The sequence below is a fragment of the Myceligenerans cantabricum genome, from assembly GCF_054777735.1.
In genome coordinates, this window is sequence record NZ_BAAHAJ010000004.1 from 22,990 (window position 1) to 38,611 (window position 15,622).

Annotated in this window: 13 protein-coding genes and 1 tRNA gene; 7 read left to right on the forward strand and 7 right to left on the reverse strand. The window is 73.1% G+C overall.

Annotated elements, in window-relative coordinates; genetic code table 11:
* Window positions 1–16: 16 nt before the first annotated feature.
* Window positions 17–2,416, reverse strand: coding sequence for a Tex family protein (locus ACYU96_RS02420; RefSeq protein ID WP_460748764.1), 2,400 nt, complete (start codon window positions 2,414–2,416; stop codon window positions 17–19).
* A gap of 144 nt (window positions 2,417–2,560) precedes the next feature.
* Window positions 2,561–3,655, reverse strand: coding sequence for a GNAT family N-acetyltransferase (locus ACYU96_RS02425; RefSeq protein ID WP_460748766.1), 1,095 nt, complete (start codon window positions 3,653–3,655; stop codon window positions 2,561–2,563).
* Between the two features lie 167 nt (window positions 3,656–3,822).
* Between ACYU96_RS02425 and ACYU96_RS02430 the strand changes: the two genes are divergently transcribed.
* On the forward strand, window positions 3,823–5,340 hold the full coding sequence (locus ACYU96_RS02430; RefSeq protein ID WP_460748768.1) for an OFA family MFS transporter: 1,518 nt from the start codon (window positions 3,823–3,825) through the stop codon (window positions 5,338–5,340).
* Between the two features lie 5 nt (window positions 5,341–5,345).
* Window positions 5,346–5,471: an MFS transporter small subunit gene (locus ACYU96_RS02435; protein WP_460748770.1), complete on the forward strand. Its 126-nt coding sequence runs from the start codon at window positions 5,346–5,348 to the stop codon at window positions 5,469–5,471.
* A gap of 142 nt (window positions 5,472–5,613) precedes the next feature.
* On the opposite strand, the gene fdhD is transcribed toward ACYU96_RS02435, so the two are convergent.
* Window positions 5,614–6,561, reverse strand: a complete 948-nt coding sequence (gene fdhD, locus ACYU96_RS02440) for a formate dehydrogenase accessory sulfurtransferase FdhD (protein WP_460748771.1) — start codon at window positions 6,559–6,561, stop codon at window positions 5,614–5,616.
* 104 nt (window positions 6,562–6,665) lie between these two features.
* Between fdhD and ACYU96_RS02445 the strand changes: the two genes are divergently transcribed.
* Entirely contained in the window at window positions 6,666–9,101 is a 2,436-nt protein-coding gene (locus ACYU96_RS02445; RefSeq protein WP_460748773.1) for an FdhF/YdeP family oxidoreductase, read from the forward strand.
* Window positions 9,102–9,338: 237 nt separating this feature from the next.
* The gene (locus ACYU96_RS02450) at window positions 9,339–9,956 is read left to right on the forward strand and encodes a VanZ family protein (protein WP_460748775.1); all 618 of its coding nucleotides are present in this window, start codon (window positions 9,339–9,341) and stop codon (window positions 9,954–9,956) included.
* Window positions 9,957–10,095: 139 nt separating this feature from the next.
* Here the strand turns inward: ACYU96_RS02450 and trmB are convergent, their stop codons facing one another.
* A complete protein-coding gene (gene trmB, locus ACYU96_RS02455; protein WP_460748777.1) occupies window positions 10,096–11,031 on the reverse strand; it encodes a tRNA (guanine(46)-N(7))-methyltransferase TrmB in 936 nt (311 codons plus the stop codon).
* 62 nt (window positions 11,032–11,093) lie between these two features.
* Window positions 11,094–12,371: an acyl-CoA dehydrogenase family protein gene (locus tag ACYU96_RS02460; RefSeq protein ID WP_460748779.1), complete on the reverse strand. Its 1,278-nt coding sequence runs from the start codon at window positions 12,369–12,371 to the stop codon at window positions 11,094–11,096.
* 210 nt (window positions 12,372–12,581) lie between these two features.
* Here ACYU96_RS02460 and ACYU96_RS02465 point away from each other — a divergent pair, with 210 nt between their 5' ends.
* The 3 genes from ACYU96_RS02465 to ACYU96_RS02475 all read left to right on the forward strand — a co-directional run bounded on the left by ACYU96_RS02465 (window position 12,582) and on the right by ACYU96_RS02475 (window position 14,655).
* On the forward strand, window positions 12,582–13,262 hold the full coding sequence (locus tag ACYU96_RS02465) for a YceI family protein (protein ID WP_460748780.1): 681 nt from the start codon (window positions 12,582–12,584) through the stop codon (window positions 13,260–13,262).
* 71 nt (window positions 13,263–13,333) lie between these two features.
* A complete protein-coding gene (locus ACYU96_RS02470; RefSeq protein WP_460748782.1) occupies window positions 13,334–13,837 on the forward strand; it encodes a sigma-70 family RNA polymerase sigma factor in 504 nt (167 codons plus the stop codon).
* On the forward strand, window positions 13,834–14,655 hold the full coding sequence (locus ACYU96_RS02475) for an anti-sigma factor family protein (RefSeq protein ID WP_460748784.1): 822 nt from the start codon (window positions 13,834–13,836) through the stop codon (window positions 14,653–14,655). The genes ACYU96_RS02470 and ACYU96_RS02475 overlap by 4 nt, the downstream gene beginning before the upstream one ends.
* A gap of 39 nt (window positions 14,656–14,694) precedes the next feature.
* Here ACYU96_RS02475 and ACYU96_RS02480 read toward each other — a convergent pair.
* Window positions 14,695–14,776, reverse strand: a tRNA-Leu gene (locus ACYU96_RS02480).
* 178 nt (window positions 14,777–14,954) lie between these two features.
* A complete protein-coding gene (locus ACYU96_RS02485) occupies window positions 14,955–15,437 on the reverse strand; it encodes a peroxiredoxin (RefSeq protein WP_460748786.1) in 483 nt (160 codons plus the stop codon).
* Between the last annotated feature and the right edge of the window lie 185 nt (window positions 15,438–15,622).

Consider the following 15,622-nt stretch of genomic DNA (forward strand, 5'->3'; position numbering starts at 1 on the left):
ACATGCCACCGGTCGGTCAGGCCAGGCCGGCCCGCCGGAGCGCGTCCGCCATGGCGGTGTCCGCCGGGGCCTGGCCCTTGCCTGCCCGGCCACCACGACCGCCCTGGCCACCACGACCGTCCCGGCCACCGTTGCCGCGACCGCCGTTGCCCCGGCCGCGGCCGGAACGCCCGTCGCGCCCGCGACCGCCGTCGGCCCCCGTGTCACCGTTCGCGCCGCGGCTGCCCGCAGCGTCGCCGGCTCCGGCTCCGACCTCGTCGTCCAGGCGCAGCGTGAGCGAGATCCGCTGGCGCGCCGGGTCGACGTCGAGCACCTTCACCTTGACGACCTCACCGGACTTCACGACCTCGCGCGGGTCCTCGACGAACCGCTTGGACATCGCGGAGACATGCACGAGCCCGTCCTGGTGCACGCCCACGTCCACGAACGCCCCGAACGCGGCGACGTTCGTCACCTGGCCCTCCAGGATCATGCCCGGGGTCAGGTCCGACAGCTTCTCGACGCCGTCGGTGAACGACGCGGTCGTGAACTCCGGCCGGGGGTCGCGGCCGGGCTTCACGAGCTCGGCGAAGATGTCGGTCACGGTCGGCAGGCCGAACTGCTCGTCGACGAAGTCCGTGGGCTTCACGCCCTTGAGGGCTCCCTGGTTGCCGACGATGTTCTGTGCCTCGGCCCCCGTGGCGGCGACGATCTTGCGCGCCACCGGGTACGCCTCCGGGTGCACCGACGAGGCGTCCAGCGGCTCGTCGCCACCGCGGATCCGCAGGAAGCCCGCGCACTGCTCGAAGGCCTTGGGCCCGAGGCGCGTCACGTCCTTCAGGCCGGCCCGTGACGTGAACTGCCCGTTCGCGTCACGGTGCGACACGATGCCCTCCGCGAGCGTCTTCGTGATCCCCGAGACCCGGGACAGCAGCGGCGCCGAGGCCGTGTTCAGGTCCACGCCCACGCCGTTCACGCAGTCCTCCACGACGGCGTCGAGCGAGCGCGACAGCTTCGTCTCGGTGACGTCGTGCTGGTACTGGCCCACGCCGATCGACTTCGGGTCGATCTTCACGAGCTCCGCGAGCGGGTCCTGCAGGCGGCGCGCGATCGACACGGCACCACGGATCGACACGTCCAGGTCCGGCAGCTCGGCCGACGCGAACGCCGACGCCGAGTACACCGACGCCCCCGCCTCGCTCACCATGACCTTCGTGAGGCCTGGCAGGTTCTTCGCGAGCTCGGCGGCCAGCTTGTCCGTCTCGCGCGAGGCGGTGCCGTTGCCGATCGCGACCAGCTCCACGTGGTGCTTCGCGGCGAGCGCACCGAGCGTGGCGAGCGACCCGTCCCAGTCGTTCCGGGGCGCGTGCGGGTAGATGGTGGCCGTGTCGACCACCTTGCCGGTCGCGTCGACGACGGCGACCTTGGTGCCCGTGCGCAGGCCCGGGTCCAGGCCCATCGTCGCGCGGGACCCGGCAGGTGCGGCGAGCAGCAGGTCGCGCAGGTTCATGGCGAAGACTCGCACCGCCTCGTCCTCGGCCTCGGTGCGCAGCCGCAGCCGGGCGTCGATCCCGAGGTGGACCAGGATCTTGGTGCGCCACGCCCAGCGGACCGCGTCGCCGAGCCACTTGTCGCCGGCACGCCCGCGCTGCTCGATGCCGAACCTGCTCGCGATCGCGACCTCGTACGACGTCGGCACGCCGGGCTCGGCGTCGGGCTCCGGCTCGATCACCAGGTCGAGCACCTCCTCCTTCTCGCCGCGGTACATCGCGAGGATGCGGTGCGACGGAAGGCTCGTGAGCTCCTCCGAGTAGTCGAAGTAGTCGGAGAACTTGGCGCCCTTGTCGGCGGCGCCGTCGCGCACCCTGGAGACCATGCGGCCCCGCGCCCAGAGGCGCTCGCGCAGCGTGCCGATGAGGTCGGCGTCCTCGCCCATGCGCTCGACCAGGATGGCCCGCGCGCCGTCGAGGGCGGCCTTCACGTCGGCCACGCCGCGCTCCGCGTCGACGTACGCGGCCGCCGTCACCTCCGGGTCGAGGGCCGGGTCGCCGAAGAGCGCGTCGGCGAGCGGTTCCAGCCCGGCCTCGCGTGCGATCTGCGCCTTCGTGCGCCGCTTCGGCTTGTACGGCAGGTAGATGTCCTCGAGGCGCGACTTCGTGTCCGCGGTGAGGATCTGGGCGCGCAGCTCGTCGGTGAGCTTGCCCTGCTCGTCGATCGACTGCAGGATCGCCGCCCGGCGCTCCTCCAGCTCCCGCAGGTAACGCAGCCTCTCCTCGAGGGTGCGCAGCTGCGCGTCGTCGAGCGTGCCCGTCACCTCCTTGCGGTACCGGGCGATGAACGGGACCGTCGCCCCGTCGTCCAGCAGGCCGACCGCCGCGGTGACCTGGCTCTCCCGGACACCCAGCTCCTCGGCGATGCGCGTGTTGATGCTCTGCACTGTCCCCTACCTCGTCGGATCCACCGGCCCCGCCTCCGCGGGCCGGATCAGATCATGCCAGGAGACACCGACAACCGCCGCCTCGACCCGGCGGACGGTGCCGAGACGGCAGGCCGCCGGGCGCGCACGCCGCACCGCCGGACGTCAGAGCGTGCGCTGCATCTCCGCGCAGCCGCCGGCGGGGCGGAAGCCCATGGCCACGTTGATGGCCAGCATGTGGGGGTTCTCCTCGTTGTTCCACGTCCAGACGCGCTCGACCTTCGGCTTCGTGTCGAGCAGCGCCCGGGCGTTCACCGCCTTGACCAGCATGCCGAGCCGGTGCCCGCGGTGGGCGCGCAGCACCACCGTCGACTCCTGCTCGGCGTACCCGCGCGTGTCGTCCTTCGGGTAGAGCAGCATCGTCATGGCGGCGAGCGCGCCGCTCCCGACGTGCTCGGCGGCCGTGATCACGTAGCCGTTGCCCCGGGCAGCATGCTGTGCGTCGACGGCCCGCACCCGCTCGGCGTCCCACGGGTCGGTCTCGACGTCCTGGTCGCCGCGCGGCTCGTCGGCCGCGAGCGCCGTCTCCAGCTCGGCGTAGGCGTCGATCCACTCCTCCGGGATGTGGTCGTGCCAGGTGTGCAGGCGGTAGGCGTCGCCCGCGACGTCGCGGCTCGCCGCCTCGAAGCCTTCGAGGGCGCCCGGCGTGGGCGGCAGCTCCAGGAGCGACTTGCGTTCCACGATGGCGCACTCGAACCCGAGCGAGCGTGCCAGACGTATCCCGGGAAGGCCCGCGGCGACCCGCCCCTTCCCGGACGACGCCGTGACCCACTCGGTCACCTCGGGGTCTTCCTCGCCGAAGTCGACGCTGCACAGCATCGTGGTCCGCCCGGCGGCCCGTGCACGGTCGAGGCTCGCCTCGGCGAGCGCGTGCCCGACGCCCTTCCTCCGGGACCAGGGCGCGACCTCCAGCTCGGGGACCACGACCAGGTGGGTGTTGGCCTGCTTCGGCATGAAGAGGATCGCGTGCCCGACGACGGTCGGCGCCGGCCCCCCGTCGTCCTCGACGGCGATCAGGCGGACCTTGTCCGCGTACTGCTGGTTCGACATCGTCACGTGGACGTCGACGGCGCTCATCGCGGTGTCGTCCGCGCCCCACGTCTCCAGGGAGACGGCCCGGGCGATCTCGGCGATGCCGCGGTAGGCCCAGGCGTCGGGGTCCTCCAGCGACGGCGGGTGGGGAGCCTCGATGATGCGCATGAGGCCAGTCTCGCGCCGGAGCCGCGCGGGGGCCACGCCTTTTCGCCGTCGTCGCCGGTGACGACCGTTGCTCCCGCACCTCCGACGGCAGTAGCGTGCCGCGACAACACTGGGAGAAATCTGCCTTCCACATAGTGGAACTCCCGTTGAGTACGCGGAGGTGCTCCATGACCCTGTCCTTCCTCGACCGTGAGCACACGGTCGCCCGACCCGGATTCAGCCGGTGGCTCATCCCACCGGCAGCGCTCGCGATCCACCTGTGCATCGGCCAGGTCTACGCGACGAGCGTCTACAAGAACGCCCTGGTGGCCCACTTCGGATCCAGCCTCACCGCCGTGGGGGTGATCTTCTCCGTCGCGATCGTCATGCTCGGCCTCTCGGCCGCCGTGCTGGGCACGTGGGTGGAGCGCGCCGGCCCGCGCAAGGCGATGTTCACCGCCGCCTGCTTCTGGGGCGCGGGCTTCCTGGTCGGCGCGCTGGGCATCGCCACCCAGCAGCTGTGGCTCGTCTACCTCGGGTACGGCTTCATCGGCGGCATCGGGCTCGGCATCGGCTACATCTCGCCGGTGTCCACGCTGATCAAGTGGTTCCCCGACCGGCCCGGGCTGGCCACGGGCATGGCGATCATGGGCTTCGGCGGCGGAGCGATGGTCGCCTCACCGCTGTCCCGCCAGCTCATGTCCGCCTACGACCCGGCCTACGACGCCACCGACGCCGCCTCGGTCGCGTCCGGCGGCGCGGTCGCGTCACTGTTCGTCACGCTCGGGATCGCCTACTTCCTGGTGATGATGCTCGGGGTGTTCACCGTGAAGGTCCCCGCGCCCGGCTGGACGCCTGCCGGGTTCGACCCAGCCACGGTGACCGCCCGACCCCTGGTGTCGGCGGCGCACGTGTCCGCCGCCAAAGCCATCCGGACCCCGCAGTTCTGGCTCCTGTGGACCGTGCTGTTCTGCAACGTCACGGCCGGCATCGGCATCCTGGAGCAGGCCGCGCCGATGATCCAGGACTTCTTCCGCGACGGCGGCACCTCCACGGTCACCGCGACGACGGCGGCCGGCTTCGTCGCCCTGCTGTCCCTGTTCAACATGCTGGGACGGTTCGTCTGGTCGTCGACGTCGGACGTCATCGGCCGCAAGCCGACCTACGTCATGTACCTCGGTGGCGGCATGGTGCTCTACTTCCTGCTGACGGTCGCCGGTCACACCTCGACGGCGATCTTCGTGCTCGTCGCCGTCGTCATCCTGTCGTTCTACGGCGGAGGCTTCGCCACCGCACCGGCCTACCTGCGCGACCTGTTCGGCACGTTCCAGGTCGGCGCCATCCACGGCCGCCTGCTGACGGCGTGGTCCGCGGCCGGCATCGCCGGACCGCTCATCATCAACGGGTTCCTCGACGCCCGCGGCACACCGGGCGAGCTCGTCGCCGGCGACTACCGGCCCGCGCTGTTCACCATGGTCGGCGTCCTGGCGGTCGGCTTCGTCGCCAACGCCCTGATCCGCCCCGTGGCAGCCAGGTTCCACGAGCCCGTGGACGACGACGGCCCGGTCCCCGCGACCGGCGTCATACCGGCCGGCGAGGCCGCACCGCCGGATGACGCCACCGACGACCACGCGAGGCACGACGACGTCCCGGCCGGCGAGGTCGTCGCCACCCCGGCCACCGAGCAGCCCACCGTGAAGGAGTGACCGGCATGTCCGACGAGAAGATCCCGAGCCAGGCGCCCCGACTCGTGCTCACCTGGCTGGTCGTGGGCATCCCCCTGGTCTACGGCCTGTCGCAGACCGTCCGTGGCGTCGTGCCCCTCTTCACGGGCTGAGGGCTCTCTCCCGCCGGGACCCGGCCCGGGCGGTCGGTCGTTCGGTGAGTGATCGGCAGATTGAACTGCCGATCACTCACCGAACGACCGACCACGCCACGCCGGGCGGGCCACGCCACGCCGGCTGGCCGGGCGGGGCGCCTCACCGCACCCGGTCGGCCCGCGTGTACACGTTCATCGACCCGTCCCGCACGAACCCCAGCAGCGTCAGCCCGCACTCGTCCGCCAGGTCCACCGCCAGCGTCGACGGCGCCGAGATCGCCGCGAGCACCGGGATCCCGGCCCGCACCGCCTTCGCCACCAGCTCGAACGACGCCCGCCCGCTCACCTGCAGCACCGTGCCCGACACCGGAAGCACGCCGTCCCGCAGCGCCGCCCCGACCACCTTGTCCACGGCGTTGTGCCGGCCGACGTCCTCCCGGACGTACATCGGCTCACCGTCGGCGCCGAACAGCCCCGCGGCGTGCAGCCCGCCCGTCCGCGCGAACGCCCGCTGCCGCTCGCGCAGCCGACCGGGCAGGCCGGCGATCACGTCCGCGGCGACAGTGGTGGCGTCGCCGGCCACCGGCCAGCGCAGGGCGCCCGCCACCTCGACCACCGTGTCCGACCCGCACACCCCGCACGCGCTCGTCGTCAGGTGAGCCCGCGGGCGCGGCGGCTCGACGCCGGCCGCGAGCGCCACCTCGACCGTGTTGTCCTCGTCGCGGCACAGCTTCATCCCCGCGATGTCCTCCCGCGCACGCACCGCGCCCTCCGAGACCAGCCAGCCGGCCACGAGGTCGAAGTCGTGTCCCGGCGTGCGCATGGTCAGCGTGAGCGCGCCGCCCGGCGGGGCCGCGGCGTCGGACCTCACCGGTCCCGTACCGGCGAGGCGGACCATGAGGGGCTCCTCGGCGGCGAGCGTGTCGGCACGTTCGGTCCGGCGGACGACGACGGTCCGCGCCGCGGCGCCTCCGGGTGCGCCGGACGGCCCGTGCGGGCCAGGGCCGCCGTCGTCCTGTGTGCTCCCGCTCGCGGTGCTCCCGTCGGCCGTGCCGGGGCCCGGAGGGCTCCCCTGCGCGGTGCCCGCCTCCGCGGTTCGCAGTCGCACGATGCGCCGTCGGCCGGTCATTGCTCCCATGCCGCCAGTCTCGCATTTCCGCTGACCGAAATGCCTCTTTCACTGGTGGCGGTGTGCGACGTAGGGTCGGAGGCGTGACGGAAGTGAGCGACGACGCGCGCACCGGCGACAGCGGGAAGCATCCCGAGACCACCTTGCGCGTCGGCGCGCCCGAGCAGACGGCCGCGGGCGTGCCCGGTGTCCTGCATGCGATGGCCGACGTCGTCGAGGAGCCGGGGCTCGGCCGTGGCCTCAAGGCCCTCCGCCTGGTCAACCAGCCCGGAGGCTTCGACTGTCCGGGCTGCGCCTGGCCCGAGCCCGGCAAGCCGCACCTGGCCGAGTTCTGCGAGAACGGCGCCAAGGCCGTCGCCGAGGAGTCCACCCGGAAGCGCGCCGACGCCGCGTTCTTCGCCGAGCACGCCATCAGCGAGCTCGCCGGCTGGACCGACCACCGCCTGGGCAAGTCGGGCCGTCTCACCGAGCCGATGCTGCGCGACACGGACGCCGACCACTACCACCCCGTCTCCTGGGACGACGCCCTCGGCCTCGTCGCCGAGGAGCTGCGCGGCCTCGACGACCCCGACCAGGCCGCGTTCTACACGTCGGGCCGCACCAGCAACGAGGCGGCGTTCCTCTACCAGCTCCTCGCCCGCAGGCTCGGCACGAACAACCTGCCCGACTGCTCGAACATGTGTCACGAGTCGTCGGGGTCGGCCCTGGTCGAAACGCTCGGAATCGGCAAGGGGAGCGTGTCCCTGGAAGACATCACGGACCACGCGGACCTGGTCGTCGTCGTCGGACAGAATCCCGGGACCAACCATCCGCGCATGCTCACCGCGCTGGAGCAGGCGAAGGACCGGGGCGCGCGGATCGTCGCGATCAACCCGCTGCCCGAGGCCGGGCTGCAGACGTTCAAGAACCCGCAGCGGGTGCGCGGCGTGGTCGGGACGGGGACGCGGCTCGCCGACCGGTTCCTGCAGGTCCGGCTCGCGGGCGACCTCGCCCTCTTCCAGGCGGTGAACAGCCTGCTGCTCGACCGCGACGAAGCCGCCCGTGCGGGCGGCCGGCCCGCCGTCCTCGACCACGACTTCATCGCCGAGCACACCGACGGATTCGAGGCGGCGGCAGCGGCCTGGCGCACGCTGTCCTGGTCCGACGTGGGGGCCGCCACGGGCCTGGACCGCTCGGAGATCGAGGGCTTCGTGGACGACGTCGTCGGCGCACGGAACATCATCGTCTGCTGGGCGATGGGGCTGACCCAGCACAAGCAGGCGGTCGCGACGATCCGCGAGGTCGTCAGCTTCCTCCTGCTGCGCGGCAACGTGGGACGGCCCGGTGCGGGCGCCTGCCCCGTGCGCGGGCACAGCAACGTGCAGGGCGACCGCACCATGGGCATCTGGGAGAAGCCGCCCGCGGCCTTCCTCGACGCGCTCGGGGCCGAGTTCGGCTTCGAGCCGCCGCGCGAGCCGGGCCACGACACCGTCGACACGGTGCGCGCCCTGGCCGACGGCCGCCTGCGCGTGTTCATGGCCATGGGCGGCAACTTCGCCGCGGCGACCCCGGACAGCGCGCTCACCGAGGAGGGGCTGCGCCGGGTCCCGCTGACCGTGCACGTCTCCACGAAGCTGAACCGTTCGCACGCGGTGCCCGGCCGCCGGTCGCTGATCCTGCCGTGCCTCGGCCGGACGGAGGTGGACCGCGCCCCCGCGACGGTGGCCGAGCCCCGGGGACACACGGCCGAGCCCGGCCGCGCGGAGCCCGGTCGGGACCCCGGGAACGACGGCGGACCCGGGCGCGCCGGCGCCGCACGGCGTGCCGAGCAGTTCGTGACCGTCGAGGACTCGATGAGCGTGGTGCACGCGTCGCGGGGCACGCTCCGGCCGGCGTCGGACCACCTGCGCAGCGAGCCGGCGATCGTAGCCGGGCTGGCCCGGCGTGTGCTCGGGCCCGGCGACCCGACGCCGTGGGAGGACTTCGCCCGGGACTACTCGCGGGTCCGGGAGTCGATCTCCCGGGTCGTGCCCGGGTTCGACGACTTCGAGCGGCGGGTGTCGGAGCCCGGCGGGTTCGTGCTGCCCCACCCGCCGCGGGACGCCCGCACGTTCCCGACCGTGACAGGCAGGGCACGGTTCACGGTGAACCCGCTGGAGGTGGTGCACGTCCCCGAGGGCCGCCTGCTGCTGCAGACCCTCCGCAGCCACGACCAGTTCAACACCACCATCTACGGCCAGGACGACCGGTACCGCGGGGTCAGGGGCGGGCGCCGGGTGGTGTTCGTGCACCCGGACGACCTGACCGCGCTCGGCCTCACCGACGCCGAGACGGTCGACCTGGTCAGCGAGTGGCCGGACGGCACGGGCGGGACGACGGACCGCCGGGCGCCCGGGTTCCGCACGGTCGCGTTCCCGACGGCGAAGGGCTGCGCCGCCGCCTACTACCCCGAGACGAACGTCCTGGTGCCCCTGGACCACACGGCGGAGGGCAGCAACACGCCGGCGTCGAAGTCCGTGGTGATCCGGCTCGAGCGCTGACGGCCGCCGGCTGCCGCGGGGGGCAGCGGACGCCGCCGGGGGTCCGCGGACGGCCGCGCGCCGGGGACGCGCCGGGAAGCTCCGGGGACGCGCCCGCGGTGCGGTGACCGGGGTGACGCCGCCCGCCGCGCCGTCGTCGTGCCCGCGAGAACTCACCCGCGGTATCGGCCGAGGTGACCAGCGACTACAGGTAAGTTTGGTCTGGTTTGCCCAGCACTGAATCTCCAGGAGCACCCAATGACCGGCGTCCTCGGCGGACTCGACCTCGCCCCCATCCTGATGGTGGTCAGCCTGGTGGCGGCGGCGATCGCCATCGTGCACCACGCGAGCGTCCAGGCGGACGCGGAACGCGCTGCCGAGTCGGGCTGGATCCTCGACGTCGTCCTGGCGCTGCATGCCGCCGTCTACGTCTGGATCACCCTGGGGGTCCACGCCAGCCCGGGCGCGCTGACGCCGAACCTCGTCCCGTTCACCGACCTCGCGGCGACGTTCGACCACTGGTTCACCAGCTGGATCCCGCGGTACGGGCTGACGCAGGTTCCGCCGCAGGTGACGCTCGTCGGGGGCAACTTCCTGCTCCTGGCGCCGTTCGCGGCCGTGGCGCCGCTGCGCTGGAAGGCCCTTGCGTCCGGCAAGCACCTCCTGCTCGCCGTGACCGTGATCGCGGCCGTCGACGAGATCCTCCAGGGCGTCCTGGGCCGCGGCCGCCACCTCTCGCTCGACGACGTCATCGTCCAGGTCCTGGGTGCCCTGGCGATCTACGCGATGACGACGGGCGCGCTCGACGCCCGCGACCGCCGCCTCGCTGCCGCCGCCGAAGAATCGTCGGCCACTTCCACCCCGAACACCCCCTGACACCGGCTCCCCTACTGAGTACGGTTCAGCAGGGGCCGAGCGACCTTTCCCGCCGTTTCGAATGGATTCGAAACCCTGATGAACCCCGGTCAGTAGGGGTGGGAGGGGTGGGAGGGGTGGGAGAGGTGGGAGGGGGTGGTCAGGTGCGGAGGTAGGTGAGGTCGGTGATGGTGCGGCCCGCCTGGTGGGCCTTGCGCTCGAAGCCCGTGACGATGCGTCCCTCGAAGCGCGGCGCCGTGGCGCGCGGGCCCTGGGCGTTGCGCAGCCCGGGTGCGGCCTCCAAGACGCCGAGCATCTGCTCCGCGTACTCCGCCCAGTCGGTCGCGAGCCGCCAGACGCCTCCGGGGCGCAGGGCTCGGGCCACCTTCTCGGCGAACGCCGGGGCCACGAGCCGCCGCTTGCGGTGCCGCAGCTTGTGCCACGGGTCGGGGAAGAAGGTCCACACCTCGTCGAGGGAGCCGACCGGGACCGCCGTGTCCAGCAGCTCCGCGGCGTTGACCTGCATGACACGAAGGTTGGGCAGGCCAGGGCTCTCGGACTCCGCGGGCCGCTCGGCGATGACATCGCCCATGTCCACGCCACCCGGCGCGGAGGCGCTCACGGCCGAACCGCCGGCACCGCCGGCACCGCCGGCACCGCCGGCACCGCCGTCACCGCCGGCACCGCCGGCACCGCCGTCACCGCCAGCACCGCCGTCACCGGCCTCACCGGCGCGTTCCGCCGCGGCGCGGTCGGCACGCACCATCACCTGTGCGACGCCGGGCAGGTACACCTCGACGGCCAGGTAGTCGCGGTCCGGGTCGGCGGCCGCCGCGGTGACGATCGCGTCGCCCTGACCGGACCCCACCTCCAGGACCAGCGGCGCCGTCCGCCCGTAGAACGCCGCGGCGTCGAACCGCCAGGCAGGGTCGACCGACATCCGCCCGACGTGCCGCGGCACATCCACCAGGTAGCTGCCGCGGCGCGTGTCCCAGGCCCGCTGCTGCCCGGTGGTCAGCCGACCGGACCGGGACGCGAAGCTCACGGGGGACGTCCGGAAGCGGGACAGGTCTGGGGCGGACTGCTGCTGGTTCACCGGAAGATGGTACGCGGCCCGGCGCTCGTCCGCCGCGCCCGCGGGTGGCGAGGAGGAGAGGATCAGCGGAAGGCCTGGTGGCCCGTCAGGTGGCGGCCAAGGATGAGGGTGTGGACCTCGTCCGTGCCCTCGTAGGTGCGGACCGACTCCAGGTTGTTCGCGTGCCGCAGCGGCGAGTGGTCGAGCGTGATCCCGTTGCCGCCCAGGACCGTGCGCGCGGTGCGGCACACCTCGATCGCCATCCGGGCGTTGTTCAGCTTGCCCGCCGAGACCATGTGCTCCTGCAGCCGCCCGGCATCCTTGAGCCGGCCGATCCGCAGCGCCATGAGCTGGCCCTTGCTGATCTCCAGGGCCATGTTCACCAGCTTCTCCTGCGTGAGCTGGTGCGACGCGACCGGGACCCCGAACTGGACCCGCTCGCCCGCGTACTCCAGGGCCGCCTCGAACGCGTCCCGCGCGGCACCGACCGAGCCCCAGACGATCCCGTACCGCGCCTCGTCGAGGCACGCGAACGGCCCGCGCAGGCCGGGGTTCTCGGGCAGGATCGCGTCCGCGGGCACACGCACGCCGTCCAGCGCGACGTCGCACTGGATCGAGGCGCGCATCGACAGCTTGGGCTCGATGGGCGTGGCGGTGAAGCCGTGCGACGACGTCGGCACCAGGAAGCCGCGGACGCGCTCGCGGGGCGTGCCACGCTTCCCGGCACCGGCCCGGTCGGCACCGGTGCCGCCGGCGGGGCCCGCGGACCGGGTACCCGCGTCGGCATCGGCGTCGGCGTCGGCGACCTTCGCCCAGATCACCGCGACGTCCGCGATCGACGCGAGACCGATCCACCGCTTGGCACCGTCGATCACCCATTCGCCGTCGTCGAGCCGGGCGCGCGTCGTCATGCTCGCGGGGTCGGAGCCCGCACCTGGCTCGGTGAGCCCGAAGCAGCCGATCGCGTCGCCGCGCGCGAGCCGGGGCAGCCACTCCTCCCGCTGCGCGGCCGAGCCGTGCTTGTGGATCGCGGACATCACGAGCGAGCCCTGCACGGAGACGAACGTCCGGACCCCGGAGTCACCGGCCTCCAGCTCCTGGCAGGCCAGGCCGTACTCGACGGCCGACCGTCCGGCGCAGCCGTACCCGTCCAGGTGCATCCCGAGGAGGCCCAGCTCACCGAGCTCGGGGACGATCTCGCGGGGGAACTCGGCGTCGGCGAACCACCGGGCGATGTTCGGCCGGATCCGCCGGTCCGCGAACTCCCGCACACGATCGCGCACGTCGAGCTCGGCGCTGCTGAGCTCGGACTCGATGTTCAGCAGGTCCGCGGGCGAGGAGGGATGAACGACGTCGGTCATGGCACGGACTGTATGCCACTGCGGCCCCGGACGATCGGCGACACCTGTGCGATGTCGCGGGCCGCGCAGGACGCTCGCCCTCCGCGCCACGGCCGTTCGGCGCCCACGGAGCAGCACTTCTCGCTGCCCGGTTGAACCGAAACGTCCTTTCACCCGTAGTGGGGGGCAGAGGGCCGATATCCGGCCGGCCCCGAACGAGAGGTCTTGAGGATGCGCACAGGGACGAAGGTAGGGATCGGCATCGGCGCGGCGGTGGTCGTGGTCGGCGTGGTGGCAGGCGTCTACGGGCCCCGCCTGTACGCGGACCGGGCGAACGGCGCGGCGGAGGCGGAGCCCACGCTGCAGGCGTCCGCGGGAGCGCTGCCCGACGTGGAGGCCGCTGGTGGCACGTGGACGATCGGCGACGGGTCGTTCGCCGGGTACCGCGTCGAGGAGGTGCTGCAGGGCGAGGACGTGACGGTCACGGGCCGTACCGAGGAGGTCACCGGGTCCGTGACCGTGGCCGACGACGCGATCACCGCGGCCGGCATCGAGGTGGACATCGCCAGCGTGGCGACCGACGAGCCCCCTCGCGACGGCTACTTCCGGGACACCGCGATGGAGGTCGGCACGTTTCCCACGGCGACCTTCGAGCTGACCGACCCGGCCGCGATCGAGTCCGGGGCCACCGCGGTCGAGCTGGCGGGCGAGCTCACGATCCACGGCGTCACCCAGCCTGCCACCGTCCAGGCGGAGGTCGCCGGAGACGCGACCACCGGCGACGTGGTGCAGGTCATCGGTAGTGTGCCGATCACCTTCTCCGACTTCGACGTCGAGGCCCCGGACCTGGGGTTCGTGTCGGTGGAGGACGAGGGCAGCATCGAGTTCTCGCTGCAGCTCGAGTCCGCGTAGCGGCAGGTGCGTGGGCGCGACCCGCGCGAGACACGGCGACGACGCGACCGTGACCAGGAGAGGATCTGCCCGTGGGTACAGAGGATGAGCTCCTCGAAGCGGTGCACGACTCGCACGCCGGCGCGCTGTACCGGTACGTCGTGCGCCGCACCGACGACGAGGAGGAGGCACGCGACGTCGTGCAGGAGACGCTGCTGCGCGCGTGGCGGCATCCCGAGGTCCTCCAACGGTCCGAGGAGGCGGTGCGTGCCTGGCTGTTCACGGTCGCGCGGAACCTCGTCGTCGACCATCTGCGCAGCGCGCGCCGCACCCGCGAGCACGCCACCGCCTCCGTGCCCGACCGCGACGAGCGCGACCGGACCCAGGCGGTGCTGGACTCGTGGCTCGTCGCCGACGCGCTGGTGTCGCTCTCGCCGGACCATCGAGCGGTCGTCGTGGGTGCGTACTACGGCGGCCGCTCGGTGGCCGAGCTCGCCACCGAGATCGGCATCCCGCCCGGGACGGTGAAGTCGCGTCTGCACTACGGCCTGCGCGCGCTGCGCCTGGCGCTGCAGGAGAAAGGAGTCACGTCATGACGGTGCCGACCGAGACGAACGGCGGCGACCACTACGCCGAGTGGGACGCGGCGTACGTGCTCGGCGCCCTCAGCCCGAGCGAGCGCCACGCCTACGAGCGGCACCTGGCCGCGTGCGACGCGTGCCGCGCCGCCGTGGCCGAGCTCGCCGGGATGCCGGGACTCCTGGGCGCCGTGTCCCCCGCGCAGGCGCAGCGGATGATCGCGGACGAGCCGGACGCGGCGAAGCTGTCCGACGACGGCCCCGGTGGTCCGGCCGGCGTCGACGGACCCGGCCCGGCCTCGGTGGTCCCGCTGGCGCGCCTCGCCCACGCGGCACGGCGGTCCCGGCGCCGGCGACGGACGCTGGGAGCGGTGGCCGCGTCCGCCCTGGTGTTCGGCGCGGCGGTCGGTGGTTCCGCGCTCGGTGACCTCGGCCCGGCCGGATTCTCGGACGACGCCGGCACGACGGCGTCGTCGTCCACCGTCGCGAGCGCCCGGACCGTCGTCCTGCACCCCGTGGGCGAGACGGACATGCGCGCCCAGGTGGTCGTCACGCCGACCGCCTGGGGGACGAAGCTCGAGTGGCGCTGCCACTACCCGCCCGCGCCCGGGCAGGACGATCCCCCGGGCGGGACGTACGTGCCGCGGGAGCCGATCAGGTACGAGCTCGTGCTGGTCGGCCGCGACGGGGGCCGCACGGTCGCGGCCACGTGGGCGTGGGCCGGGGGGACGACGACGGGCCTGGGCGCGTCGTCGGCCGTGTCGCTGACGGACCTGGACCGGATCGAGATCACGCTGGACGGTCAGCAGGACGCGCTCGCGGCGGCGACGTTGTGACGCGGGAGCCCGGTCCGGGTCAGGGCTGACCCGAGCAGGTGCGCGAGGCGGGACTCGAACCCGCACGTCCGAAGACACCAGGACCTAAACCTGGCGCGGCTGCCAATTACGCCACTCGCGCGCGGACCACAGTGTATGCGGCGAGCCGAGCCGGTCGGCGAACCGGAGGTGGAGGCAGCCTGACCGGCCGTCGCCGCGGTCGGCCGCTCGGTGAGTGATCGGCCGCTCGGTGAGTGATCGGCAGTTCAATCTGCCGATCACTCACGGTAGGACCGATCGCGTGCGGCGGGTGGGGTCGCTCAGGCGTCGAGGGCGAGGTGTTTGCGGAGGCGGGCGACGTGGCCCGTGGCTCGGACGTTGTACTGGGCGAGCGCGACAGTGCCGTCGGGCGCGACGACCACCGTGGAGCGGATGACGCCAACGTACGTCCTGCCGTAGTTCTTCTTCTCGCCCCAGGCCCCGTACGCCTCGAGCGTGGCGTGGTCCTCGTCGGAGGCGAGGGGGAAGGTGAGGGACTCGGCGTCGGCGAACGTGTCGAGCTTCGCAACCTTGTCCGGCGAGACCCCGACGACCGCGTAACCGGCCGCCTGCAGCGCTGCCAGGGAGTCGCGGAAGTCGCACGCCTCCTTGGTGCACCCCGGCGTGGAGGCGGCCGGGTAGAAGTAGACGATGACACCCTCGGAGGCCTCCGCACGGAGACCGGTGAGGGAGACGGAACCGCCGCCGGCGGTCGGGAGGTCGAAGTCGGGCGCCTTGTCGCCGGGCGCGAGCGATGTGGTCATCCCCCCACGCTAGCGCGCCCGCCGCGACCCACGCCCCTGCCGGCCCCGGACCGGCAGGGGCACGGATCCGGGCGGGTCGGGCGGCGCCGGCCCGACCGTCACGGTGCACTCACCGCTCGGGTGGGTCGCGTAGCGTTGGGGGCGTGAGCGACGCAGTCAAGAACCCGGTGGCGAGCGGGCAGGTC

Coding starts and splice junctions, on each gene's coding strand:
- ACYU96_RS02435 (WP_460748770.1), top strand. CDS start 5,346: ATGTCCGACGAGAAGATCCCGAGCCAGGCGCCCCGACTCGTGCTCACC.
- ACYU96_RS02450 (WP_460748775.1), top strand. CDS start 9,339: ATGACCGGCGTCCTCGGCGGACTCGACCTCGCCCCCATCCTGATGGTG.
- ACYU96_RS02430 (WP_460748768.1), top strand. CDS start 3,823: ATGACCCTGTCCTTCCTCGACCGTGAGCACACGGTCGCCCGACCCGGA.
- ACYU96_RS02465 (WP_460748780.1), top strand. CDS start 12,582: ATGCGCACAGGGACGAAGGTAGGGATCGGCATCGGCGCGGCGGTGGTC.
- ACYU96_RS02485 (WP_460748786.1), bottom strand. CDS start 15,437: ATGACCACATCGCTCGCGCCCGGCGACAAGGCGCCCGACTTCGACCTC.
- ACYU96_RS02425 (WP_460748766.1), bottom strand. CDS start 3,655: ATGCGCATCATCGAGGCTCCCCACCCGCCGTCGCTGGAGGACCCCGAC.
- ACYU96_RS02475 (WP_460748784.1), top strand. CDS start 13,834: ATGACGGTGCCGACCGAGACGAACGGCGGCGACCACTACGCCGAGTGG.
- ACYU96_RS02460 (WP_460748779.1), bottom strand. CDS start 12,371: ATGACCGACGTCGTTCATCCCTCCTCGCCCGCGGACCTGCTGAACATC.